Raw genomic sequence first — 23853 nt, forward strand, 5'->3', positions numbered from 1 at the left:
TTGATCTGCCTCGATCCGGCGGTTCGGGTGACTTTGGTGTCACATCTCCTGCGCCGGTTTGACGCCAAGAATACCAAGCCCGGCGGAAATGACAATGGAAACAGCCCGCGCCAGCGCCAAATTGGCATGTGTTGCCGATTGGCTGCTCTCATTAACAAATCGTAAACTTTCTTCAGATTTGCCAAGGTGGTACAGCCCGTGCAGATCGGACGCCAGATCATAGAGGAAGAAGGCGATCCGGTGCGGTTCATTGGTGCGCGCGGCGATCTCCACCTGGCGCGGCCACTCGGCGACTTTCCGCGCAACCGACAGCTGCGCCTCATGTGTGAGCAGGCTCAGGTCCGCCGCGTTCAGCGTCGCATCATCGCAGGCGATCCCCGCCTCGCCCGCCTTGCGCAGGGTCGAGCAGATCCGCGCATTCGCATATTGCACGTAGAACACCGGGTTGTCCTTGGACTGCTCCAGCGCCTTGTCGAGATCAAAGTCAAAGCCCTGATCGTTCTTGCGTGTCAGCAGCATGAACCGGGTGACATCCGAGCCGACGGCATCAACCACATCGCGCAGGGTGACAAAGGTCCCTGCCCGTTTGGACATCTTGAATTCCTGCCCGTCCTTGAACAGCTTCACCAGCTGGCAGAGCTTGATATCCAGCGGCACCTGACCATCGGACAGCGCCGACACCGCCGCCTTCATCCGTTTGACATAGCCACCGTGATCGGCACCAAAGATGTCGATCAGCATGTCAAAACCGCGGCTGACCTTGTCATAGTGATAGGCGATGTCGGGCGCAAAGTAGGTCCAGGCGCCATCGGATTTCTTCACCGGACGGTCGACGTCGTCGCCGTGTTCGGTGGACTTGAACAGGGTCTGCTCGCGCGGCTCCCAATCGTCGGGTTTCTTGCCCTTCGGCGGCTCCAGCACGCCCTCGTAGATCAGCCCCTTCGCCTCCAGGCTCTCCAGCGCCGCTTCGATCCGCCCGGTGCCATAGAGGGATTTCTCCGAATAGAAGACATCCATCTTCACGCCCAAGAGGCCGAGATCCGCACGGATCAGATCCATCATCATCTCGGTGGCAAACGCGCGCACCTGTTCCAGCCAGACATCCTCGGGCTGGCCGACAAAGGTATCGCCGAATTTCTCCTTCAGCGCCGCGCCGACGTCCTTGAGGTATTCGCCGGGATAGGTGCCATCGGGGAATTCCACGGTCTGGCCATGGGCCTCCAGATACCGCAGATAGGCGGAGCGGGCGAGCACATCGACCTGCGCGCCGCCATCATTGATGTAGTATTCGCGGGTGACGTCATAGCCTGCATAGTCCAGCAGGCTCGCCAGCGCGTCGCCAAAGACCGCACCGCGGGTGTGGCCCACATGCAAGGGCCCCGTCGGGTTGGCGGAGACATATTCGACGTTGACCTTCTTGCCCTGCCCCATGTCGGAGCGACCATAGGCCTCGCCCTCATGCAGCGCCTTGCCCAGCACGCTTTGCCAGACCGTCAGATCCAGCCGCAGGTTCAGGAACCCCGGCCCCGCCACCTCGGCAGAGGTGATGCGCGCATCCTGCGCCAGCTTTGTGGCCAGCGCCTCGGCAATGTCGCGCGGCTTGCTCTTGGCGGGTTTCGCCAGCACCATCGCCGCATTGGTCGCCATGTCGCCATGCGCCGCATCTCGGGGCGGCTCCACGGTCACATTGGCAAAATCGAGCCCCTCCGGCAGCGTGCCCTCAGCCGTCATGGCCGCGAGGCTGTCGATCACAAGCGTACGAATATCGGTAAAGAGGTTCATATCTGGCGTCCCATAGGTATCAGCCTCTGCGGATACCGAGGGGCGCGCTCAGGGTCAACCGTCGAAGCGGCTCAGCGCAGGAGCCGGACCAGCGGGTCCTGCTCTGTCTCCCTGCGGATCACCGGACGGCGCAGCCCGGCCACGAAATAGGGATCGCGCTGGATCAGCCGCATCACATCCTGCCGGGTCTCGGCCTCGACGGTCCAGATGGCGCCGGGAAAATCCTGCATCGGCGTCAGGGCCAGCGGGCCGCCGATCTGCAATCCCGGGCAGGCGCGCACAAATGCGATATGCGCGGCACGGCGCGCCGGATCGGTCCTCAGCGCCGAGACGCCGTCACTGTCCTCGAATGTCACAATCCAACACGGCATGAGCGGTCCTTTCGCTCCTGCATGTGAAACAGCACGCGCGCCGCGCATAGGGCCAGCGGCACGTCATGATAGCGCCAGTTGCCCGGTCAGCTGGCCAACTCGCCAAGCGCCAAGCGGTCATAGAGTTGCAGCGCAAAGCGATCCGTCATCCCGGCGATATAGTCCGACACGATCCGCGCCCGATCCGTTTCGGTCTCGGCCCGGCCGATCTCCTCGTGCCAGCGCTCCGGCATCGCCATCGTGTTCTTGAGGTAATAGGCAAACAGCGCCTTCACCACCACGGCGACGCGCTCGCGTACCACCATCACCGAAGGCGCGCGGTACATGCGCGTGAACATGAACGCCCGCAGTTCCTTCAACTGGGCCCAGACCTCGTCCGAGAACGTGACCACCGCATGATCGAGCGCCCGGATCTCTTCGACCGACTGCGCAGCGGAGGCGGCGATCTTGGCCCTTGATGTGTCGATCACGTCGCTCACCATCACACCGAAAAAGCGGCGCAGCGCCTCGTGACGACGGCGGTTCTTGTCGAGGCCGGGGTATTTGGCATCCACCTCCGCATAGGCCGGCGCGATGATCGACAGGCTGCACACATCGTCATCGTTGAACAGGCCCGCGCGCAGCCCGTCATGCAGATCATGGTGGTTATAGGCGATGTCATCCGCCAATGCCGCCACCTGTGCCTCGGCGCTGGCATGGGTGTGCAGCTCCAGATCGATCCCGTTGTTGCAGGCCGCCAGCGCCCAGGGCAGCTCGCCCACCACGGGGCCGTTGTGCTTGGCAATCGCCTCCAGCGTCTCCCATGTCAGGTTCAGCCCATCAAATTCGGCGTAGTGCTTTTCCAGCGCGGTCACGATGCGGATCGCCTGCGCATTGTGGTCAAAGCCGCCGTAAGGCGCCATCATCTCGTGCAGCGCATCCTCGCCGGTGTGGCCAAAGGGCGTGTGACCCAGATCATGTGCCAGCGCCACGGCCTCGGTGAGCTCCTGATTGAGCCCCAGCGCCCCCGCAATGGTACGCCCCACCTGCGCCACCTCGATCGAATGGGTCAGACGGGTGCGGTAATTGTCGCCCTCATGCTCGACAAAGACCTGTGTTTTGTGCTTTAGCCGCCGAAAGGCGCTGGCATGGATAATCCGGTCCCGGTCCCGTTGGAACGGCGAGCGAAAACTGCTCTCTTCCTCGGAAACGGATCGCCCGCGCGAACGGTCGGGCATGGTGGCATAGGGCGCGTACATGTGTTTCTTTTCCCCGGCAAATCTTGTCGCCTCGCGCGCACCTTTCTATATTTGACCTGACGCTGCAACACGCCATCGGAGAAAACCAGCATGCAACTGCCCCCAAAAGTGACGGATCGCGCCTTTGACCGGCTCGCCGAAATCGGCGCAGCGGATCAGGGCCAGGCCCTGCGCATCGCGGTCGAAGGCGGCGGCTGCTCGGGCTTTCAGTATGAAATCGCGCTCGACACGCCAAATTCCGACGACCTCGTGCTCGAAGGCAAGGGTCAGAAGGTCGTCGTCGACGAGATCTCCCTGCCCTTCCTGGAGAATGCGGTGATCGACTTTACCGAGGAACTGATCGGCGCACGCTTTACGATCGAGAACCCCAACGCCACCTCCAGCTGCGGCTGCGGCACGTCGTTTTCGATGTAACGCGCTTGCGCCGCCACGGCTTGGGTCCGGCTGAGGTGCCCGGGCACCTCAGCCGCCAGGACAGGATGTGGTCCGTATATCCAGCGCGTGACCAACCGTCGCTCGGGCGCTGATCGCAGTCACAGACAAACGCGCAGACCGGCTGACGCTCAGCGCCCGGCCCGCCAGGTGCCACGGCGCCGCGCCCGGCCCGTGGATACGATATTGCGCGCCTGCGTCCGCCGCCGACCACCGCCGGGCACTGCGGGCAGGCGTGGCTTAGGCTGTGCCGCGGCGCGCGCGGCCTGCGCCTGGTCCCACACCAGGAACACACCGGAGGCCGCGACCACCGCCATGCCCAGATAGGTCGTCACCGGCGGCACCTCGCCGAAGGCGACCAGCCCGATCAACGCCATCCAGACAAATTGCAGGTTCAGCAACGGTGTCACGGTATAGGCAGGCAGATGCCGCAGCGCCAGCACCAGCAGCCAGCGCGCGCCAAACAGCAACACCGCATAGGCGCCCACCCAGGCCAGATCCGTCGCCGTCATCGGCTTCCAGACAAAGGGCAGCATGCAGAGCATCACCAGCCCCAGCGTCAGGTTCGGATAGAACACCTGCGCCAGCACATTGCCGTCATAGCGGCTGATATAGCGCGCCATGACGATGGACAGGGTTCCGAAACTCATGCCGGCCATCGCCATCGCCGAGCCGGTGAACGCGCCCATATGCACCCCCGGGTGCATCACCAGCAACCCGATGCCGCCGAGGCAGATCGCCAGCCAGACCGCAGGCCGGATGCGCTCTTTCAGGATCAGACCGGACAGCACCGCCGCCATCAACGGCATGAGCGCGACAAAGACAAACACCTCGGCCAGGGCCAGATACCGGAAGGCAAAGTAGAAGCTGGTGCAGGCCAGAACGGTTGCCACCGCCCGCACCGCCATCGCGCGCGGACACTGTGTCCGAAGGCGCTCGGGATGTCCCTGCATCCGGCTGGCCACCAGGCAGAACCCCGCCACCAGCAGGCCGGAGACGGCAAACAGCTGCGCCGGCGCAAACCCCGTGGCGATCAACTTGGTGATCCCATCGGCACCGGCAATCAGGCCGGTGTAGATCAGAACCGCCAGAACCCCAAAGGCGACCGGACTCATTGCGGCCCAACCTGCCCAAATCGCGCGAAGGTCTCAAAGAAGGCTTCGAACGCCGGCGTGCTGGCCTCGGCCTGCGCCAGAACCTCGCTCTCTTCGGCACTCAACGCCTGGCACAAGGTGCTCTTGATCTTTTGCCAGTCTCCTGGCGCCTGGTCCAACAAGGTATAAAGCGCCATCGACACCCCCCGTAACGCACCGGGGCTATGCGGCCCCTCAATCACTACCGACCCTTCGCAGTCTGCATCAGAAAAGGCCGTGCGTCCAACCACAAGTTGAAACCAGTTGCACATAAGGTAGGGATGGTAGTCATCGTTGCCGACCCATCCGCGGGTCGGGGTGAGGGAAAACCCGTGCAGCTGACGGTCCAGCCAGGCCTGCCACTCCGCGGGTGGCGTCTCGTTGCAGAACCGCATTGCGATGCAGATTTCCGACAGCAAATCAACATCTTGATCGAGATAGGCCACCAGCCCGGCAAACAGCAGGCTCTGCCATTCCTCCGGCTCCAGCTGCAGCGGCCGGCGCCCGTATTCGGTCAGGTAGAAGACCACATGCGTCAGCTCATAGGCGGCCTTGCGATTGGGCACCGCAAATTCCGCGCTCTGGCGCATGAACGCGCGCAACCGGTCGTCGAGCCCGTCCACGCCAGCCAGCTCGATCCCCCTGCGCGCGAGGAGCCTGCGCGCCTCCGCCCGTTGCAGATCGGACATTTCACTGACCCCGACCGCCCGGCGCGCCACCCAATCCGCCATGACCTCACCACGCGTTCCCGGCAGACCGAGATCCTCGAGATCCAGGCAAATCGAGAGAATGAACCGGTAATACTGGCGAAAGAAATTCAGATGCCGCAGGCTTCCTTCATAAAAAGGAAACAACGGCTCCATTACTTCACTTTTTATTTTACTACCTGTGGTTTCTAAAACATTCAGAAGCTCTGCATTCTCTTTCAACCACAGAACATCAAGACGATCCTTGCGAAATGAACCAAAACTCTCGAGGAGTCCCGGGATTGGGGATTCAGGTTTACGCGCCCGCGCCAAAGAAAATGAAAGCACTTGCCCCATGACAGCCCCCGATGTTCGGAAAATGAAATTTGCCCCGGCCGGAAACTGGATCACACCTCCATCCCGGCCGGGGATGGTAAATTACTTCACCGGATCGAGGCAGGTCGAAGACACCATATGGGTATCGTCGCCGGCGTGCAGATCACCCTTGGATGTGGAAATACATGTGGAGCTGTAGAGGGATACATGTGCGCCCTCATGTTCACCACCGAGGCACGTCGAACTGACCAGGCCCACATTCTCACCCGCAAAAGCACCGGAAACGGTTTCGGACACGACAACAGTCTTTTTCAAAGCACCCATGATTTTTCTCCTCATCTGGATAAATCGATAATTAAAAGCTGCCAGCCCTCCAAAAATAATCAAGCATTAAATTGCGATGCGCCAAAAATAGAGAATAAACCTTACATTAATTTCGATTAACAATAAATTGATTTCGGGATGCATTCGGACTTGCCCACAGAAAATCCACAGCATTACCCACAACTACAAAACTGCAAAACAAATTGAAGCACCGACAGGTTGTGCGTGCATTCTTGCTAAGCGGGATCTAAACGGGTGATTCTCTCGCAAACCGGGTATCTGCGCTTTGCCCGCGCCGCGGTGCCGGGGGACGCCTTGCGGGGGGCGAAGTTTTGGGCGATAGACATCGCAGCACGTTCAATTCGGAGGCCGCCATGAAGATCGCCAGTTTCAACATCAACGGCATCAAGGCCCGTGTGAACGCCCTAGCCGACTGGCTCGACGAGGCTCAGCCCGATGTGGCGGTGCTGCAGGAGATCAAATCCGTCGACGAAGCCTTCCCCCGGGAGATCTTTGAGGAGCGCGGCTATAACGTGGAAACCCACGGCCAGAAGAGCTTCAACGGGGTAGCGATCCTGTCCAAGCTGCCGCTGGAGGATGTCCGTCGTGGCCTGCCCGGGGATGACAGCGACGAACAGGCGCGCTGGATCGAGGCAACGGTGGTGGGCAAACAGGCCCTGCGTATCTGTGGTCTCTACCTGCCCAACGGCAACCCGGTCGAACTGAACGATGACGGCACGCCGGTTGCCGGGGGGAAATATGCATATAAGCTCGGCTGGATGGAGCGCCTGAAGGCCCGCGCCACCGAGTTGATGGCGGAGGAGATGCCGGCGCTGATGGCGGGCGACTACAACATCATCCCCCAGGCCGAGGATGCCAAACGCCCCGAGGCCTGGCGCGAGGATGCCCTGCACCGCCCCGAAAGCCGCGCCGCGTTTCAGCGTATCGTGAACCTCGGCTTTACCGAAGCCTTCCGCGCCCGCACCCGTGGCCCCGGCCACTATACCTTCTGGGATTATCAGGCAGGGGCGTGGAACCGCGATGACGGCATCCGCATCGACCATGTCCTGCTGACACCACAGGCAGCGGATCTGCTGCGCGACTGCCAGATCGACAAGGACATTCGCGGACGCGAAAAACCCTCTGATCACGTTCCGATCTGGATTGACCTGGATCTCTGACGCAAAAATCGCGCACAGCGGGCGCCCTCCCGCCCGTCGCGGACAGCATTAAAAATGCGCCCGCTCCCGTTGGGCCGAGCGCCGCGCAGGCGCGCCCTTCGGGCGCGCCTGCGCGGCGCTGGTCGCTTTGGGCAACGCCCAAAGCGAAACCTCTCCTCAAATTCAGGAGTGATTAGCGCGCCGTCTCGTCATGGCGATAGATCCAGTCAAACTGGCTCACCATTTTTTGCGGCGCAAGCGCCCCTGCCACACGCAGGATCTGATGAGCAGGCCAGCTCAGTGGCGGGCGCAGGTGGTATTTCCACGCATTGCCATTGGCCGCCTCCACCACCTTGGCCACCCGGGCCCGGCGCCGCAGTTGATAGGCCGCCAGTCCCGCCTCAAGATCATCCGCAGCGGACAGGCAATCCGCCAAGGCATAGGCATCTTCGAGCGCCATATTGGCCCCTTGCGCCATAAAGGGCAGCGTTGGATGTGCCGCATCCCCCAGAAGCGCCACGCCATCACGCCCCCACACCTGCGCCACCGGATGCCGAAACAGCCCCCAGAGCTTCACATCACGCACATCCGCCAGCATCTCCGCCGCAAGGCCGCCGAACATCGCAAACGCCTGCCGCAGATTTTCGGGGTCATCCCCGTGGCTCCAGCTTTCTTCCGCCCATTGCCGCCGCTCCTGCGCCGCCACCAGATTGACCAAAGAGCCGTCTTTCAACGGATAGGCCACCAGATGCCGCCCCGGCCCCATAAAAACCTGCGCTTCGGCCGGCAGATCAAACCGGTTTGGCACCGTTGCCCGCCACGCCACCTGTCCGGTAAACTTTGGCGCCCCTGCGGCGTTGAGCACCGGCCGCACCCGGGAATGCAGCCCATCCGCGCCGATCACCAGATCGGCGCCGCATTTGGCGCCATTGCCAAGCTGCACCTTCGGACGTGCGCCCGGCACCACCGTGCTCACTTTTTGCAACAGGCGCAGCTGCACGCCGGAGCGGCGCACTGCATCCGCCAGCAGATTGATCAGATCGGCGCGGTGCACGAAATAATAGCGCAGATCATGGGCGTATTGATCCAGATCCAGCCGCAGCACCTCGCGCCCTTCCCGGTGATGGCGCAGCACCACGGCGCGGGCGCGCTGCGAACACCAGGCCAGATCATCGGCCAGACCCATCGCCTTCAGCACTGCAACGCCATTGGGCGTGACCTGCAATCCGGCCCCGACCTCGGAGATTTCCTCGGCCTGCTCCAGCACCGTCACCTGCGCCCCCTGGCGCTGCAACAGGTAGGCCGCTGCAAGCCCGCCAATCCCGGCACCGATGACCGTTATCCTGATATCCTTGAAATCCATGCACCCAATGCCCGCTTGCCAAGAGCAAGCTCATAACAAAAAAGCGCCGGAGCAAAAGGCCCGGCGCTTTATAAACTTGTGGATGACTGTAAAATTAGTCGTCGCGATGGACCTTCTCGCGCCGTTCATGCCGTTCCTGCGCCTCAAGGCTCATGGTGGCGATCGGGCGCGCGTCGAGACGTTTCAGGGAGATCGGCTCTCCGGTCACGTCGCAATAGCCATATTCTCCCTCGTCAATCCGGCGGATCGCGGCGTCGATCTTGGCCACCAGCTTGCGCTGACGGTCGCGTGTGCGCAGCTCGAGGGCCCGGTCGGTCTCTTCGCTGGCACGGTCTGCCACATCGGGAATGTTGCGGGTGTTTTCTTGCAGGCCCTCGATGGTATCCCGGCTTTCATCCAAAAGCTCGGCTTTCCAGTTCAGCAACTTGCGGCGAAAATACTCCATCTGCCGTTCATTCATAAACGGCTCGTCTTCGGCCGGGCGATAGTCCTCCGGCAGAAACACGTCCTGCTTCATTTCGGCTCCTTCGGTCTGGCCCATAATCTTGGTCTCTTCAATCTTTCCAAGCATCATAGCTCCCCCATGCCGCAGCGTTTAATCCCAAGCGCCGCGAATGTCACTACACAATAGTTGCGCGCTGTGATTATACCGGACCCTGGCAGATCAATTCGGCAATACTAAGGCGCAACCGGAGGAAGAGTTGATGAGATTTCAGGGCACTAAGGATTACGTGGCCACCGAGGACCTGAAAGTCGCGGTCAATGCCGCCGTCACACTGGAGCGCCCCTTGCTGGTCAAGGGCGAACCGGGCACCGGCAAGACCGAGCTGGCAAAGCAGGTTGCCGACGCGCTTGGGTTGCGCATGATCGAATGGAACGTGAAATCCACCACCCGCGCCCAGCAGGGGCTTTACGAGTATGATGCCGTCTCGCGCCTGCGCGACAGCCAGCTCGGTGAGGAGCGCGTTCACGACGTCAGGAACTACATCAAGAAGGGCAAACTCTGGGAGGCCTTCGAGGCGGATGAGAAGGTCGTGCTGCTGATCGACGAGATCGACAAGGCCGACATCGAGTTCCCCAACGACCTGCTGCAAGAGCTCGACAAGATGGAGTTCCACGTCTACGAGACCGGCGAGACCATCAGGGCCAAGCACCGCCCGGTGATGATCATCACCTCCAACAATGAAAAAGAGCTGCCCGACGCATTTCTGCGCCGCTGCTTCTTTCACTACATCCGCTTTCCCGATGCCGACACCATGCGCCAGATCGTCGAGGTGCATCATCCCGGCATCAAGGGCGACCTGCTGTCCGCCGCGCTGACGCAGTTCTATGAAATCCGCGAGACGCAGGGCCTGAAGAAAAAGCCCTCCACCTCCGAGGTGATCGACTGGCTGAAGCTCCTGCTGGCCGAGGACCTGAGCCCCGAGGATCTGAAGCGTGATGGTGCCAATGCGCTGCCAAAACTGCATGGTGCACTGCTGAAGAACGAGCAGGATGTGCATCTGTTCGAGCGCCTCGCCTTCATGGCCCGTCGCGGGCGCTGAGCTGCCCCCGGGGTTCCACCGTTTCCGCCCCGGGCAGAGCCGTTTCAGCCCCAGACAGAAGGGTGCCCCCGCCCCGAGACCGGGCGGGGCGCGGTTGTTTCAAATTCTTGCCTCAATTTTCTGCAAAGACTGTCATACTCTACCGGGGCTGCCGGTCTGGCAGCGATGCGGGGCATGTTCGATTGACGATTTTACTTTCTTTAGCCGCACGGACACGTCGGATTCTGGCGGCGGTCACAAGACCCATGGCCCTGGCCGGTCTGGCGCTGGCACTGCTGGCGGCAGGATGTGACACGGCCGGATCTCCGCCCTCGCGCGCCTCCTCGGCCTCGACCACGCTGACGCTGCCCCCGATCCGCACCTTTCCCACCCGCGCCGCCACGCCGGCCCACCGTGCCAACAGCGACATGGCGCGGGACTTCCTTGATCTGCATTTTCAGCTCGAAGGCGGAACACCGCTGCCGGTCTTCACCCGGTTCGAGGGCCCGGTGCGGGTGGCGATCACCGGGCAGCCGACGGTCACGATGCAACCGGATCTGACAGCACTTCTGGCACGGCTGCGCGCCGAGGCCGGCCTCGACATCCGCATGACCCAGGAGCCGGGCACCGCCAGCATCACAATCGAGGCCGTGCCGCGCCACCGGATTCAGCGCCTGCTGCCCCAGGCCGCCTGTTTCGTGGTGCCCAATGTCAGCTCTATGGAAGAGTTCCGTCACAACCGCCGCGCGCCGCAGACAGACTGGAAAGAGCTGCGCAGCCGGGACCGGCTCGCCATCTTTGTGCCCAATGACGTCAGCCCGCAGGAACTGCGCGACTGCCTGCACGAAGAGCTTGCACAGGCACTGGGACCGTTGAACGATCTCTATCGCCTGCCGGATTCCGTGTTCAACGATGACAATGTGCATGCGGTGCTCACCGGGTTTGACATGCTCATTCTGCGTGCGACATATGACCCGGCCCTGCACACCGGGATGACACGCCAGCAGGTGGCCGCCCGTCTTCCCGCGATCTTCGACCGGCTCAATCCGCGGGGCCGCACGCAGGCCCCTGCCCCCTTGCCAGCCACGCCCCCCGCCTGGGTGGCGGCGGTTGAAACCGCGCTGGGGGCTGGCTCCAGCGATGCTGACCGCAGGCGCGCCGCCCATGCCACCGCTGCCATTGCCCGGGACCTCGGCTGGCGCGACCACCGCCGCGCCTTTGGGCATTTTCTGGTGGGGCGCTCCGAACAGATCCGCAACCCCGCCTTGGCGCAGGCGCATTTCCGCACCGCGCTGACCTATCTTGGCACCGGCGCCGACACCGCCAAACACCGTGCCCTGATCGAATCGCGCCTCGCCGCCTATGCCTTGCGGGCCGGTGACCTCGACCGCGCGAGCGCGCTGATCGAACGCGCCTTGCCCGCTGCGCGGCGGGGCCAGAATGCCGCGCTGCTGTCCACCCTGTTGATGCTCAAGGCACAGCTGGCCGACCTCCGCGGCGATCCGCAAGCTGCCGCTGCCCTGCGCACCGACAGCCTAGGGTGGGGGCTCTATGGTCATGGCGCCGAGGTGCCCTATGCCAGCCCGCTGCAAGAGGTGGCCGCCGTACAGGGGGCGCCACGCCCGTAACCCGCGCCCCCGCGCTGGAACCGGCATCCTCCCCGCCCCGCCACCGGGCCTTTGCACATCCCGGACTCGCAAGCTATATGCGAAACAACCGCCCCCTTCCGCTGGTTTGATCGCGTCCCTAAACCGGCCCCGGGGGTCCACTCCGCGCACTGGCTGTCTCTGACCGGTCAGTCCCAATCTGAATGAGACCCGTCATGATCGTGATCTTCGCATTGCTCTTTGGTGCAGCCCTTGGTGCCTTCAAGGCCCGCAAACGTGGCGGCAATATCGCCGATATGCTGCAATACGGGGCTGTCTACGGCATGATCTTTGGTATCCTCGGCCTGTTCGGCACCATCATCACCCACCGGATGCTGGTCTGACCCAAAGCGACGGAGACCCCATGTTTCAGCCCTTCTTCGAGAACCTGCGCGCCGCCGCTGTTCCGGTCTCGCTGCGCGAATATCTCGCCTTTCTGGAAGGGCTCAAGGCCGGTCTGGCCACCTATGACGTGGAGGCGTTCTACTATCTCGCCCGCGCGGTGATGGTCAAAGACGAGCGCAACCTCGACAAATTTGACCGCGCCTTTGCCGCCACCTTCGAAGGGCTCGATCAGATCCCCGCCTCTGCGGTGATGGAGGCCGTGGACATTCCCGAGGACTGGCTGCGCAAAATGGCGGAGAAACATCTCTCGGCCGAAGAACGCGCCGAGATTGAAGCTCTGGGTGGCTTTGACAAGCTGATGGAAACCCTGAAAGAGCGCCTGAAGGACCAACAAGGCCGCCATCAGGGGGGCAACAAATGGATCGGCACCGCCGGCACCTCGCCCTTTGGCGCCTATGGCTACAACCCCGAAGGCGTGCGCATCGGCCAGAAGGAAAGCCGTCATCAGCGTGCGGTCAAGGTCTGGGACAAGCGTGAATTCAAGAACCTGGACGGCGATGTTGAGCTGGGCACGCGCAACATCAAAGTGGCGCTCAAGCGCCTGCGCCGCTGGGTCCGCGAGGGCGCGCGCGAAGAGTTGGACCTCGACGGCACCATCCGCTCGACCGCCGAGAACGGCTATCTTGATGTAAAAACCCGGCCCGAGCGCCACAATGCCGCAAAGGTCTTGTTGTTTCTCGATGTGGGCGGGTCGATGGATCCGCATATCAAGCTGGTGGAGGAATTGTTCTCCGCAGCCCGCAGCGAGTTCAAGCATCTGGAATACTACTATTTTCACAATTGCCTCTACGAGGGGGTGTGGCGCGACAATCGCCGCCGTTGGGATGCGCAGACCCCAACTCATGAGGTGCTGCGGACCTATGGGCCGGATTACAAATGTATTTTTGTCGGCGATGCGTCGATGTCTCCTTATGAGATCGCCTATCCCGGCGGGGCGAATGAGCACTGGAACAAGGAAGCCGGTCAGGTCTGGCTGGAGCGCGCCCGTGAGCAGTGGAACTCACATCTGTGGATCAATCCGGTGCCGGAGAAATACTGGGAATACACTCATTCCATCCAGATGATCCGCGAGATTTTTGAGGATCGCATGGTGCCGATGACCCTCGACGGGCTGGAGCGCGGCATGCGGGAACTGACACGTTGAATGACGTGAGAAATATGCCTTAACGCATTGTAAAGGCTACGCTCTCTCAAATCGCAACCCGCATTTTGGGGATCGCTTAGTTTACTGGTCCACAAAAAGTATCAGCCCTATTGCCCCAATGTTTCGCGCACGAAACAATAGGTCAGCTTTGCTGCTACATACTCAAGGGACACAGGGCCCATGCTATCCCCAGAGCCCCCACGCCCCCAACAGGACCACTGGCACAAAAAGCCACCCCTGCGGCAACACCCCATAGGACACCCCGCGCAACGGCGGCACTGCGATGCCAATGCCTGCGGTCACGGCTGCCAGCAGTATCCCCGCCAGCGCCATGTCCGTGCGCCCAAACGCACCGAGACACAAAAACAGCGCCATCAGCGCCAATGCTCCGGTCACCAGATGCCAGCACAAAAGAACCGTTTCACGCACAACCGGGATGAGCTGCTGATCCGCAGCAAGGGGCCGCGCAGATTGCCGTCCTCCGACGATCCCATGCACCAAGGACCAGACTGCAGCCAACGCCGCCGCACTCAATAAGAAGACATTCATCGGATCAACTCCTGCTCAGTCAACAGCAGTGAACACCGGCCCCGGCAAGGGCGCTATCGGAACAAATGTCGCGGTGCATTGGGTATCGGGGAGGCTCCCGCCCCTTTCAACACAGGCAAAGCCTGCATCAAAAGCGTTGGGCCGGGCGGCGGCCGCGCCGAAGGCGCGGCCGCCGCCCCAGCGCGATTTGCAAAGCAAAGCGCAACACCTCCCTTGTTTCACTGGCCGCACGCGGCTCAGGGGTGGTCCAGCACCTCAACCGACAGGATCGTGGGCAGGTGGCGTGCGATCTCTTGCCATTGATCGCCTTCGTTGAAGCTGGCAAAGACCGATCCGGAATTGGTGCCAAAATAGACCCCGGCCGGGTCACGTCGATCGCCTGCCATGGCCTGACGCAGCACGGTAAAGAAACACCCCTCCTGCGGCAGCCCGTCACGACAATCCTGCCAGCTCTTGCCCCCATCGCGCGAGCGCCAGACCGCTGCTGCCGCGTCCGGTGGAAAGCGCCCGGCACTATCCCCGTTCAGGGGCAGCGTCCAGATCGTGTCCGGGTCGCGGGGATGCACGTGGATGGGAAACCCAAAGGTCGAAGGCAGCCCCGCGTTGATATCGTCCCAGCTGCGGCCACCGTCGCGCGACTTCCAGACCCCATAGTGGTTTTGCTGATAGATCAGCTCATTCTCTCCCGGAGCGCGCACCATGTTATGAACGCAATGCCCGGTCTCGCCATCGCGAGGCGCTGCGGGGTGGTCGTGATGTGCGCAGCCTTCCGCATTGGACATCCGGTTGCGCCGTTCCCAAGTCTCACCGCCGTCCTCGCTCGCAAAAACACCAGCAGCCGAAATCCCGCACCACAGGTGCGATGGGCGCTCCCGGTCGGTCAGGATCGTGTGCAGCACCAGTCCTGCCGCGCCCGGGGTCCAACTGCCTGCCGAGGGATGATTGCTCAGCCCGTCAACACGCGTCCAGCTCTCGCCGCCATCGCGGCTTTGCAACAAGGATGCTGGTTTGGTGCCCGCATAAAGCACCCCCTGCCCGATACCGATGGACCAGATCTGCTGGAAATCACTGGCAAAGGGCAGCTCGACGGGCTCATAGCCGATCATTGCCGCAAAATCGGGATCATTCTCGGCCCAGTCATCCGTGGTGCCTCGGGTGAGGCGCGCGACCTGCCAGCTTTCGCCCTGATCCGCTGATCGCCAGATCCCGGCCCCATTCCACGCGCTGCCGCCACCAGCCCAGATCGTCCCGCTCTCGGCATCGCCCACCACATGGTTGATCGGCCAGCCCTCACAGAAGGGGCCGCGCACGTGCCAGCCGATCCGCTCCGTGCCTCCGTCGATCAGAAACGCGCCCTTGGTCGTGCCCACCAGTACCGTGACCGTGCCATCCATGCTTCCCCCTCCTGTATCGCCAGAAATATGCCCTAGGGTAACATGGCGCTGGCATGCGGCCCCTTTAAAATTACGCGAACCGCTTGCCGCAGAGCCGAAACCCGCCCATATCAGGTTCATGCTGAGACTGACTCCCATCCTTTTGGCGGTGATCTACGGGCTGGTGATGTACCGCCTGTCCGTTTGGCGCACCCACCGCGAACTTGATGCCCGCTCGACCGAGCTGGCCGATCCGCATCTCAAACGCATGACCGACCGGCTTGCCGCCGCGCTGGAGTTGCCGCGCATCCCGGTCTACATCTATGAGATCGACCCGGTGAACGGTCTCGCCGCCCCCGATGGGCGCATTTTCATCACTCGTGGGTTCTATCGCAAATTCCAGAACGGCGAGATCACGGATGCGGAGCTGACAAGCGTTATCGCGCATGAGCTGGGCCATGTGGCACTGGGCCACGCCAAGAAACGGATGATCGATTTTTCTGGCCAGAACGCGCTGCGCACGGTGCTGATGATGGTAATCGGGCGCTATATTCCCTTTATCGGTCCGTGGATCGCGGGTGTTCTTACCAGCCTTCTGGCGGCGCGCCTGTCGCGCGGCGATGAATACGAGGCCGACGAATATGCGGCCGCCCTTCTGACCAAGGCCGGGATCGGCGTGGAGCCGCAAAAGAGCCTGTTTCGCAAGCTGGAAGAGCTCACCAACTCCCGCGCGGGCATGGCCCCTGCATGGCTGATGAGCCACCCCAAGACGGATGAGCGCATTGCCGCCCTGGAGCGGCTGGAACACAAATGGGGCGACGCCTGACCCGCCGGTCCGGCCCTCTTATTCTCCTCGCCCCCTTGCACCCGCCCGCCGCGATCCTTACCTAAACCTTCCTGCAAGGAGAAGGTTTTCATGCGCTATTCCGTCCTCGACCTCGCCCCGGTGCCAGAAGGGTCCACCACTGCTCAGGCGCTTGCCAATAGTGCCGATCTGGCCCAACACGCAGAGCGTTGGGGCTATCACCGCTACTGGTTGGCGGAGCATCACAACATGCCCGGTATCGCCAGCGCCGCAACGGCGGTGATGATCGGCCATATCGCGCAGGCGACCTCTACCATGCGCATCGGCGCGGGGGGTATCATGCTGCCCAATCACGCGCCTTACATGGTGGCAGAGGCCTTTGGCACATTGGCCGAGATCCATGGCCCAAGGATCGACCTTGGTCTGGGACGCGCACCGGGAACCGATATGGCGGCGATGCGTGCGATGCGACGCGGATTGCAGGACTCCGGGGATCGGTTTCCGCAGGACGTGCAGGAATTGATCTCATATTTCGGGCCGCAGCGCGACGGCAGCACTCTGCGCGCCATCCCCGGAGAGAACACGCAGGTGCCGGTCTGGATGCTGGGGTCGAGCCTTTACGGCGCGCAGCTTGCGGCAACACTGGGGCTGCCCTATGCGTTTGCCTCGCATTTTGCGCCGCAAGCATTGGAGCAGGCTTTTGAGGTCTATCGCCGCCAGTTCCGCCCCTCGCCGACCCTCGCCGAACCCCACGCGATGCTGGCGATCAACGTCTTTGCCGCCGAGAGTGATGCCGAGGGCGAGCGGCTGCGCACCACCATGCAGCAGGCTTTTGCCCGCCTGCGTCTGGGCATGCCCGGCAAGCTGCCGGCGCCCGTGGACAATATCGCGGATGTGTTGACGCCGGAGATCCTGGCGGGGGTCAATCAAGCACTGACCATATCGGCGACGGGATCAAAGGAGACGGTGCGCGGAGACCTGTCGCGTTTGATCGAGACCTATCAGCCGGATGAGGTGATCCTGACCGGGCAGATCCATGATCACGACGCGCGGCTGCGCTCCTTCGAGATCGCGGCAGAGATTTTGGGCAACAGCTAAGGTTCAGTTTTGCCCGGACGACAGGCCGGGCAGCGCCCGACCGCCCCCATGGGCGGGCGCTTTGCTTCCGCCCGCGGTCGGGCCCTGCCCTCAGGGTTTCAAGTCAGGCCAAAGCCTTGGCAACCCGTGGCAAGCGCGCCTTTTTCAGCAGCGCCCGGATCTGCCAGACCTCGCCGGACAGCCGGTTCGCCTCTGCCAGAACCGCCTGCCCCACGGCTTCAATACCCTCAGGATCCTTGAGCCAGAAGTCATAGAGCAGCTCATCCGGCGCGCTGCGCGTCAGCCCCTCCTCCGCCAGTGTCTGGCGGGGAAAGTCCTTTGCATTGACGGTCACAATGCCATCCGCATGGCCCGCAATCGCAGCGGCAAGCACGTGAATGTCATTCTCATCCGGCAACCACAGACGCGCCTCAAGGCCAGAATTGGCCGCGACCGCCGCCTTTGGCCAGCCCGCGTTCAACAGCGCGATCTCGGCCTTGGCCTGCGCCGCACCGGTGGGACCAAGTTTGACCGCTGCCCGTTCCCACTCGCCCAAAATACGCGCCGACCAGAGCGGCACAAAATGCCCCGCCCGCGCCGCCCCCAACAGCATTTCGCGCATCACCGTCGGGTAGAGCACACAGGTGTCCAGCAGCAGCTTCACAGGTAGGCCCTCAATCGAGACGGAAGAACACGGCCTTCAGATAGCCGCTCTCGGCCAGTTGCGGCATCTGCGGATGATCCGCGCCCGCATAGCCCGTGTGCAAGAGCTGCCCGCGCCGCCCGCCCTTGCCGATCCCGCGCGCCGAAGCATTGCGGAACCGGGTCAGATCCGCCGCATGAGAGCAGGAACACAGACCCAGATATCCGCCGGGCTTCACCAAGGGGGCCGCCAGCTTTGCCACCCGCTCATAGGCGCGCAAGCCCGCCTCAAGCGCTTGTTTTGAGGGCGCAAATGCGGGTGGATCACAGACCACCACATCAAATTGCGCGCCCTCCGCACCAAGGGCCGCCAGCACGTCAAAGGCATCGCCTTGACGGGCTTCAAACCTGTCGCCGTGGCCGGAGGCCGCGGCGCCCGCTGTCGCAAGATCAAGCGCGGCAGCAGAACCGTCGACACAGGTCGCATGCCCCGCGCCCGCCGCCAGCATCGCCAGACCAAAGCCCCCCACGTGGGAGAACACATCCAGCACCCGTGCGCCCGGTGCCACCAGACGCGCGGCAAAGGCGTGGTTGTCGCGCTGGTCGTAGAACAGGCCGGTCTTCTGCCCGCCAGTCAGATCCGCCATATAGGTGGCGCCATTCATCACCACCGGCACCGGTGCCTCGGGGGCCGCGCCTTTCAGCACCGCATTCTGATCGTCCAGCCCCTCAAGCCCACGGGTGCGCCCGGAGGCGTTTTTCAGGATCACCGTGCAGCCAGTGACCTCGCCCAGCGCCTGCGCCAAAGCCTCCAGATGGGCCTCTGCCCAAGCCGCATTGGGTTGCATCACGCATGTGTCGCCAAAACGGTCGATCACCACGCCGGGCAACCCATCGGCTTCGGCGTGCACCAGACGATAGAACGGCGCATCATACAGCTGGGCGCGCAACTCCTGCGCCCGCGACAGGCGCGCGGCACACCACGCCTCATCAATCTGCGCCTCCGGGTTGCGGTCCAGCATCCGGGCGATGATCTTGCTTTCGGGGTTCACGGCCACCAGTCCGAGGCTGCGGCCGGCTTCATCCTCCAGCACCGCGAGGCTGCCGGGCGCGAGTTTCCTGGTGCGCCGGTCGGTCACAAGTTCGTTGGCATAGACCCAGGGAAAGCCGTGGCGGATGGCGCGGGCATTGGATTTGGGTTTCATCTTCACGCGCGGGCGCGGCGGCAGGGTCAGGTCAGCATCTGTCATGCCCCCACATAGCGCGAGTTCCCGCCTGCCCCAAGATAGAAAACGCATCACCGCCCCAAGGGCTGGCGCGCCCCCTAAGGCCGGTCAGTCAACCGTCAGGTGCTGCCTCTGCTCACCAGCCACCAGCCGTCGCCCAATGTGGGCTGTTGTCCGAAGGCATCGGGGCGATCGCCGGGGCAACGCTGCCCAGAGGCGCCAGAGTCGCATTCCGCGACGGTACATCCACCGCCCCGCATGCGGCAAGCGATCCGCCCAACGCGAGGACTGCCAGAAAACGCATAAAACCCATGGAACCCTCCTTCGTGCCGCCTTTGCGCGCACTCTTTCTGTCTGCTTGGCAGGGTTTTGTCGTGCAAAGAGGGCAGGAATTCGACGGAACCGGAACATTTTAAGGAGTTGTTAACCACAATCCAGCGCAGTGCTGTCCGAGCCCGCTGTCAGCCTGCGTCGCCGAGATACCGCGCCAGTGCGCGGATCAGGACGCCGGATCCCGTGGACGGGAGCGCCAGCCGCCGCGCCGTTTGGGACGCTGCTGCCCCCCGGCGAGCCCGTCGCGCAAGACCACGGTCATCGGATGATCGGGATGGGCCGCGCCGTAATGGTCGAGCAGCACCGAGAGCGCCGCCTCGGTGTCGGTGTCCACCGGCATCGACAGCGCCCAGTCAAAAAAGATGCTGCGGCACTGGCTGGGGTCGATGCCCTCGATGCGATAGGATTCGCGGATCAGCCCCTTCGGGTCTAGTTCCTGAAGCTCAGAGGTCTGTGTCGTCATCCGTCTTGATCTCCGTTTCTTCTGCCGCGAACTGGCGCACGCCCGCGTCGATCCGCACGGCCGCGCTTGCATAGGCGTCCTCAAGGGCCTGCTGCAACAGCCCGATGGTATCGTAACCGGTGCTGCGCAGCAGGAAGGCCGAGCCCCCCTCACCCCGCACCGCACCATCCGATCCCTTGCCCGCAATCAGCCGCGCCGCACTTTGTACCGCCCAGCATAGCTGATAGGCGGCGCCCAGCGCCTGCGCATCCGCGTCATCCAGCCACCCGGAGGCGACCCCGGCGGTCAGCCCGTCCTGCACCGCGCGCGTGGGCTGCCCGGCCAAGAGCGTTCCGGCCTGTGCCACCAATTCGATATCGAGCATCCGGCCCGGGCCGGTTTTGGCGTCCCACGGCCCGTCGGGCGATTTTGCGGCCGCAAGCCTGCGGCGCATCTCGGCCACCTCGCGCAGGACATCGGTGCGATCCCGGGGACGGGCGAGGAAATCGCAGCGGAATTTTTCCAGGTCCCGCGCGAGTGTGTCCTCTCCGGCCACCACACGCGCCCGCGTCAGCGCCAGATGCTCCCAGACCCAGGCGTCGTTTTCCTGATACTGCGTGAAGCTTTGCCAGCTGGTGGCCACCGGCCCCTGATTGCCGGAGGGGCGCAGGCGCATGTCGACCTCGTAGAGACGCCCCTCCGCCATGGGGGCGGTCAGGGCGGTCACCATCGCCTGGGTCAGCCGCGCATAGTAGGGCCGCACCGCCAGCGGGCGCTTGCCATCGGAACTCTCCTCCTCAAGCGGATCGTAGATCATGATCAGATCCAGATCGGAGGTCGCCGTCAGCCGCCCTGCCCCAAGCGACCCCATCCCGAGGATCACGCAGCCGCGCCCCGGCATCGGCCCGTGTTTGGCGGCAAATTGCGCGGCGACCTTGGGCAGCAGGCCAATGATCACCGCATCGGCGAGATCGGCATATTGCTGACCGGCGGTATCGGCATCGATCAGACCGCGCAGGTGATGCACCCCGGTGCGAAAGTGCCATTCGCGGTGCCAGCGTCGGGTCAGGTCAAGCTGGCGTTCATAGTCGCTTTCACTGTCCAATGCCTCCTTGAGGTCCGCAATCAGCGCCTCACGTCCGGGCCAGTCGGCAAAAAAGCCACCATCGAGCACCGCGTCAAACACCGAAGAATTTCGTGACAGGTAATTGGCGAGCGCCGGCGAGGTGCCCACAATATCGACCAGAAGATCAATCAGTTGCGGGTTGGCCTCAAAGAGGGAAAACAGCTGCACCCCGGCGGGCATCCCGGCCAGAAACCCATCCAGCGCCAACAGCGCCTCGCCCGGGTTGGCAGTGCGCGACAGGCGGCTCAGCAGCTCCGGTTTCAGACGTTCAAAAATCCGCGCACCGCGATCAGAGCGCAGCGCCGGATAGCTGGGCCAGCGCGCAATCACCGATTGGTCAAGATCCTCCGGCAGCGGCTCTGCCGGTTTGGCGCTGGTGCCGGGGGCAAAGAAATCCTCGGTCAGGCGATGAACCTCTTCCAGTCGCTCGCGCAGATCCGCGATAAAGGCCTCCGGCTCCACGTCCATCAGGCAGGCCACGCGCGACAGCCCTTCCTCGGAGGTGGGCATGCGGTGGGTCTGGGCATCATGGACCATCTGGATGCGATGCTCGATCTCGCGGTGGTCGCGGTAGTGACGCGCCAGCGTGTCGGACACCTCCGCCGAGATCCACTCGGCGCGCGATAGCGCCTGCAACCCTTCGACCGTGCCACGCACCCGCAGCGACGGATCGCGCCCCCCCGCAATCAGCTGGCGGGTCTGGGTGAAGAACTCAATCTCGCGAATGCCGCCGCGCCCGAGCTTCATATCGTGCCCTAGAACCGTGATCGGGCCACCGGTGCCTTTGTTCTCGCGGATGCGCAGGCGCATGTTGTGGGCGTCTTCAATGGCGGCGAAATCCAGATGCCGCCGCCACACGAAGGGCGTCAGCGTCTTGAGGAACTTCTCGCCCGCCGCGATATCCCCCGCACATGTGCGCGCCTTGATATAGGCGGCCCGCTCCCAAGTGCGGCCAAGGCTCTCGTAATACTGTTCCGCCGCCGCCATCGCCAGCGCCACCGGCGTCACTGACGGGTCCGGGCGCAGCCTGAGATCGGTACGAAAGACATAGCCCTCGGCGGTGCGGTCATTCAGCGCCGCGCTCATATTGCGGGTGGCGCGCACCATGGCCTGACGGGCCTCAAGAAAATCATACCGTTCAAATCGGGTTTCATCAAAGAGGCAGATGAGGTCGATGTCGGAGCTGTAGTTCAGCTCGTAGGCGCCCATCTTACCCATGGCAAAGACACTCATCCCGCCTGCGGTGGCGATGTCGTCCTCGCTCATCCCCGGCAGCTTGCGCCGTTTGATCAGCAGCGCGATTTCCGCCTTCAGCGCCACATCCACCGCCAATTCACCAAACCGGGTGAGCGTGCCGGTGACCTCTTCGAGCGGCCAATGGCCCGAAAGATCGCACACTGCACAGAGCAGTGCGATCCGGCGTTTGCCCGCGCGCAACACGGATTTCACCTGATCCGGGGCAGCGGCGCGGCAGGTTTGAAACACCGCGTCGCGCGCGCCTTCGGGATCGGACAGGGCCGCCTCGATCCAGTCGCGCTCGGATTGGATCAGCGTCTTCAGGTAGGGGCTGCTGCCGGCGGCCCCCAGGAGCACGGCCCTGGCATCGGGTGCCAGATGCGCAAGACCGGCAACCGCCTCGGTCCCGATCTCCGGGTCCAGCGGGCGGGGACAGCGATGTATCGTCAGCGAGGTCGTCATGGCGAGAGACTGTGGCGCGCAGCCGGGAGGGTCAATCCCAATCTCGCGCCAAAGCCCGGATCACTCCGGTGGCAGATTTGACTTTCCCAAATGCGCTGGCCGAGCACGGAGGCCGGAAAAGGCTGGGGAGGATTAAAAACGACAAAATGTCGCATAAAAGGAGGTATTCCTTACCAAATTCCGGCGCACTGCCCACTTCCACGAATGCAGAAATGCGATATTATGGTAACGTGGTCACGTTCCTGTTTCGGGGACCGAGTGATTCAGGTAAACAGTACAAATGTCCAGGCACAGTCTTTGCTTGGATTGCCGGGCGACAGTCCGGATTTAGCGTAAAGGTTAACACGTGGTTTTGGGAGCGTGACCGCATCCTTGGCCTTCCTTCACCAGACACTGTCGCGCGCCTTGGGATCGCATTGGCTCAGCCCTCGCTGTTTGCGCTGCGTTTTTCCGCCTGTTTTTCGACGGATATCCTGTGATCCTGACCCAGGTGACACGCCTCACCGCCGGTGCCCCACGCGCCGCGACCGGCGAAGTCCCGGCGCATCGGCGTGCCTGACCTTGCTCCTGATCTGTTAAGACTCGGCCGCGTGACCGCACCCTCCTCCCTGTCAACAGATGCATCGCGCCCCTGCGCCAGAACCGGCAGGTGGACAGGCAACCTCGCGCCGTCTGGCCGGGAGGCGACCGGACCGGCCGACGACGCAGCGCGCCCTGCCCTCCCACCTGAGCGACGACCGAATCCGTAAACGCAGATCCGAATCCACCGGATTTGCGGGGCAGACTGATTCTGTCGGAAAGCGCATGCGTCTCGTGTTTTTCGGAAGTCCAACACCGCCACCGACAACCGGGGGCTGCAAGATCCGCGTCCTGTCTACATCAAGAATTGAAAATTGTGAATATAATTCAATGCAAGCTTGACTAAACTTTGAGCAGCTTACGATGATTATACGTAGGAGAAGCTTTTCTAACCCAAATTTGTACCAGTCGCGTAAAGAGTGGGCGGATAAAGAGTAAGAAGGGGCCGTGAGCCCCCAAC

23 protein-coding genes are annotated in these 23853 nt (G+C 62.9%); 8 read left to right on the top strand and 15 right to left on the bottom strand.

The genetic code is table 11. From position 1 onward, the window contains the following. Positions 1-39 precede the first annotated feature (39 nt). From argS to MHM97_RS08685, 3 genes are all read right to left on the bottom strand, one after another. On the bottom strand, positions 40-1782 hold the full coding sequence (argS, locus tag MHM97_RS08675; protein WP_239321862.1) for an arginine--tRNA ligase: 1743 nt from the start codon (positions 1780-1782) through the stop codon (positions 40-42). 71 nt (positions 1783-1853) lie between these two features. Beyond that, on the bottom strand, positions 1854-2153 hold the full coding sequence (locus tag MHM97_RS08680; RefSeq protein WP_239321864.1) for a hypothetical protein: 300 nt from the start codon (positions 2151-2153) through the stop codon (positions 1854-1856). A gap of 86 nt (positions 2154-2239) precedes the next feature. Then, positions 2240-3391 (bottom strand): deoxyguanosinetriphosphate triphosphohydrolase, encoded by a 1152-nt coding sequence (locus MHM97_RS08685; protein ID WP_239321865.1) that lies wholly within the window; start codon positions 3389-3391, stop codon positions 2240-2242. Positions 3392-3481: 90 nt separating this feature from the next. On the opposite strand from MHM97_RS08685, the gene MHM97_RS08690 reads away from it, so the two are divergent. Then, positions 3482-3805, top strand: coding sequence for a HesB/IscA family protein (locus MHM97_RS08690; RefSeq protein ID WP_239321867.1), 324 nt, complete (start codon positions 3482-3484; stop codon positions 3803-3805). 149 nt (positions 3806-3954) lie between these two features. Here MHM97_RS08690 and MHM97_RS08695 read toward each other — a convergent pair whose 3' ends face one another. The 3 genes from MHM97_RS08695 to MHM97_RS08705 all read right to left on the bottom strand — a co-directional run bounded on the left by MHM97_RS08695 (position 3955) and on the right by MHM97_RS08705 (position 6302). Next, on the bottom strand, positions 3955-4938 hold the full coding sequence (locus tag MHM97_RS08695; RefSeq protein WP_239321869.1) for a DMT family transporter: 984 nt from the start codon (positions 4936-4938) through the stop codon (positions 3955-3957). Continuing rightward, on the bottom strand, positions 4935-5999 hold the full coding sequence (locus MHM97_RS08700) for a DUF6902 family protein (RefSeq protein WP_441316271.1): 1065 nt from the start codon (positions 5997-5999) through the stop codon (positions 4935-4937). Before MHM97_RS08700 ends, MHM97_RS08695 begins: the two co-directional genes overlap by 4 nt. An 81-nt stretch (positions 6000-6080) precedes the next feature. Continuing rightward, positions 6081-6302: a hypothetical protein gene (locus MHM97_RS08705; protein ID WP_239321873.1), complete on the bottom strand. Its 222-nt coding sequence runs from the start codon at positions 6300-6302 to the stop codon at positions 6081-6083. Between the two features lie 374 nt (positions 6303-6676). On the opposite strand from MHM97_RS08705, the gene xth reads away from it, so the two are divergent. Beyond that, positions 6677-7483, top strand: coding sequence for an exodeoxyribonuclease III (gene xth / locus MHM97_RS08710; RefSeq protein WP_239321875.1), 807 nt, complete (start codon positions 6677-6679; stop codon positions 7481-7483). A gap of 172 nt (positions 7484-7655) precedes the next feature. Here the strand turns inward: xth and MHM97_RS08715 are convergent, their stop codons facing one another. Both MHM97_RS08715 and dksA read right to left on the bottom strand, forming a co-directional pair. Beyond that, complete coding sequence (locus MHM97_RS08715) at positions 7656-8825, bottom strand: FAD-dependent oxidoreductase (protein WP_239321877.1); 1170 nt, start codon at positions 8823-8825, stop codon at positions 7656-7658. A 94-nt stretch (positions 8826-8919) separates the two neighbouring features. Beyond that, the gene (gene dksA, locus MHM97_RS08720; protein WP_005634254.1) at positions 8920-9342 is read right to left on the bottom strand and encodes an RNA polymerase-binding protein DksA; all 423 of its coding nucleotides are present in this window, start codon (positions 9340-9342) and stop codon (positions 8920-8922) included. A 187-nt stretch (positions 9343-9529) separates the two neighbouring features. Between dksA and MHM97_RS08725 the strand changes: the two genes are divergently transcribed. From MHM97_RS08725 to MHM97_RS08740, 4 genes are all read left to right on the top strand, one after another. Continuing rightward, positions 9530-10369 carry an AAA family ATPase gene (locus MHM97_RS08725; RefSeq protein WP_239321879.1) on the top strand — a complete coding sequence of 280 codons (840 nt, stop codon included), beginning with the start codon at positions 9530-9532 and terminating at the stop codon, positions 10367-10369. 245 nt (positions 10370-10614) lie between these two features. Then, complete coding sequence (locus MHM97_RS08730; protein WP_239321881.1) at positions 10615-11976, top strand: DUF2927 domain-containing protein; 1362 nt, start codon at positions 10615-10617, stop codon at positions 11974-11976. A gap of 194 nt (positions 11977-12170) precedes the next feature. Continuing rightward, positions 12171-12338, top strand: a complete 168-nt coding sequence (locus MHM97_RS08735; RefSeq protein WP_239321883.1) for a hypothetical protein — start codon at positions 12171-12173, stop codon at positions 12336-12338. 20 nt (positions 12339-12358) lie between these two features. Continuing rightward, positions 12359-13543 carry a vWA domain-containing protein gene (locus tag MHM97_RS08740; RefSeq protein WP_239321885.1) on the top strand — a complete coding sequence of 395 codons (1185 nt, stop codon included), beginning with the start codon at positions 12359-12361 and terminating at the stop codon, positions 13541-13543. A gap of 183 nt (positions 13544-13726) precedes the next feature. Here the strand turns inward: MHM97_RS08740 and MHM97_RS08745 are convergent, their stop codons facing one another. Both MHM97_RS08745 and MHM97_RS08750 read right to left on the bottom strand, forming a co-directional pair. After that, on the bottom strand, positions 13727-14092 hold the full coding sequence (locus MHM97_RS08745; RefSeq protein ID WP_239321887.1) for a hypothetical protein: 366 nt from the start codon (positions 14090-14092) through the stop codon (positions 13727-13729). A 236-nt stretch (positions 14093-14328) separates the two neighbouring features. Next, positions 14329-15486 (bottom strand): sialidase family protein, encoded by a 1158-nt coding sequence (locus MHM97_RS08750; protein ID WP_239321888.1) that lies wholly within the window; start codon positions 15484-15486, stop codon positions 14329-14331. 118 nt (positions 15487-15604) lie between these two features. Between MHM97_RS08750 and MHM97_RS08755 the strand changes: the two genes are divergently transcribed. Both MHM97_RS08755 and MHM97_RS08760 read left to right on the top strand, forming a co-directional pair. Then, on the top strand, positions 15605-16291 hold the full coding sequence (locus MHM97_RS08755) for a M48 family metallopeptidase (protein ID WP_239321890.1): 687 nt from the start codon (positions 15605-15607) through the stop codon (positions 16289-16291). Between the two features lie 90 nt (positions 16292-16381). After that, entirely contained in the window at positions 16382-17368 is a 987-nt protein-coding gene (locus MHM97_RS08760; RefSeq protein WP_239321892.1) for an LLM class flavin-dependent oxidoreductase, read from the top strand. A 103-nt stretch (positions 17369-17471) separates the two neighbouring features. Here the strand turns inward: MHM97_RS08760 and MHM97_RS08765 are convergent, their stop codons facing one another. The 5 genes from MHM97_RS08765 to MHM97_RS08785 form a co-directional block, all read right to left on the bottom strand. Next, a complete protein-coding gene (locus tag MHM97_RS08765) occupies positions 17472-18011 on the bottom strand; it encodes an RSP_2648 family PIN domain-containing protein (RefSeq protein WP_239321894.1) in 540 nt (179 codons plus the stop codon). A 10-nt stretch (positions 18012-18021) separates the two neighbouring features. Continuing rightward, the gene (locus MHM97_RS08770; RefSeq protein WP_239321896.1) at positions 18022-19239 is read right to left on the bottom strand and encodes an RSP_2647 family RNA methyltransferase; all 1218 of its coding nucleotides are present in this window, start codon (positions 19237-19239) and stop codon (positions 18022-18024) included. Between the two features lie 112 nt (positions 19240-19351). After that, positions 19352-19528 (bottom strand): hypothetical protein, encoded by a 177-nt coding sequence (locus tag MHM97_RS08775; RefSeq protein WP_239321898.1) that lies wholly within the window; start codon positions 19526-19528, stop codon positions 19352-19354. A gap of 186 nt (positions 19529-19714) precedes the next feature. Further along, a complete protein-coding gene (locus MHM97_RS08780) occupies positions 19715-20011 on the bottom strand; it encodes a hypothetical protein (protein ID WP_239321900.1) in 297 nt (98 codons plus the stop codon). Beyond that, positions 19992-22814: a glutamine-synthetase adenylyltransferase gene (locus MHM97_RS08785; protein ID WP_239321902.1), complete on the bottom strand. Its 2823-nt coding sequence runs from the start codon at positions 22812-22814 to the stop codon at positions 19992-19994. Before MHM97_RS08785 ends, MHM97_RS08780 begins: the two co-directional genes overlap by 20 nt. Positions 22815-23853: the final 1039 nt, after the last annotated feature.

This window comes from Epibacterium sp. Ofav1-8 (genome assembly GCF_022348185.1).
Taxonomy (GTDB): Bacteria; Pseudomonadota; Alphaproteobacteria; order Rhodobacterales; family Rhodobacteraceae; genus Epibacterium.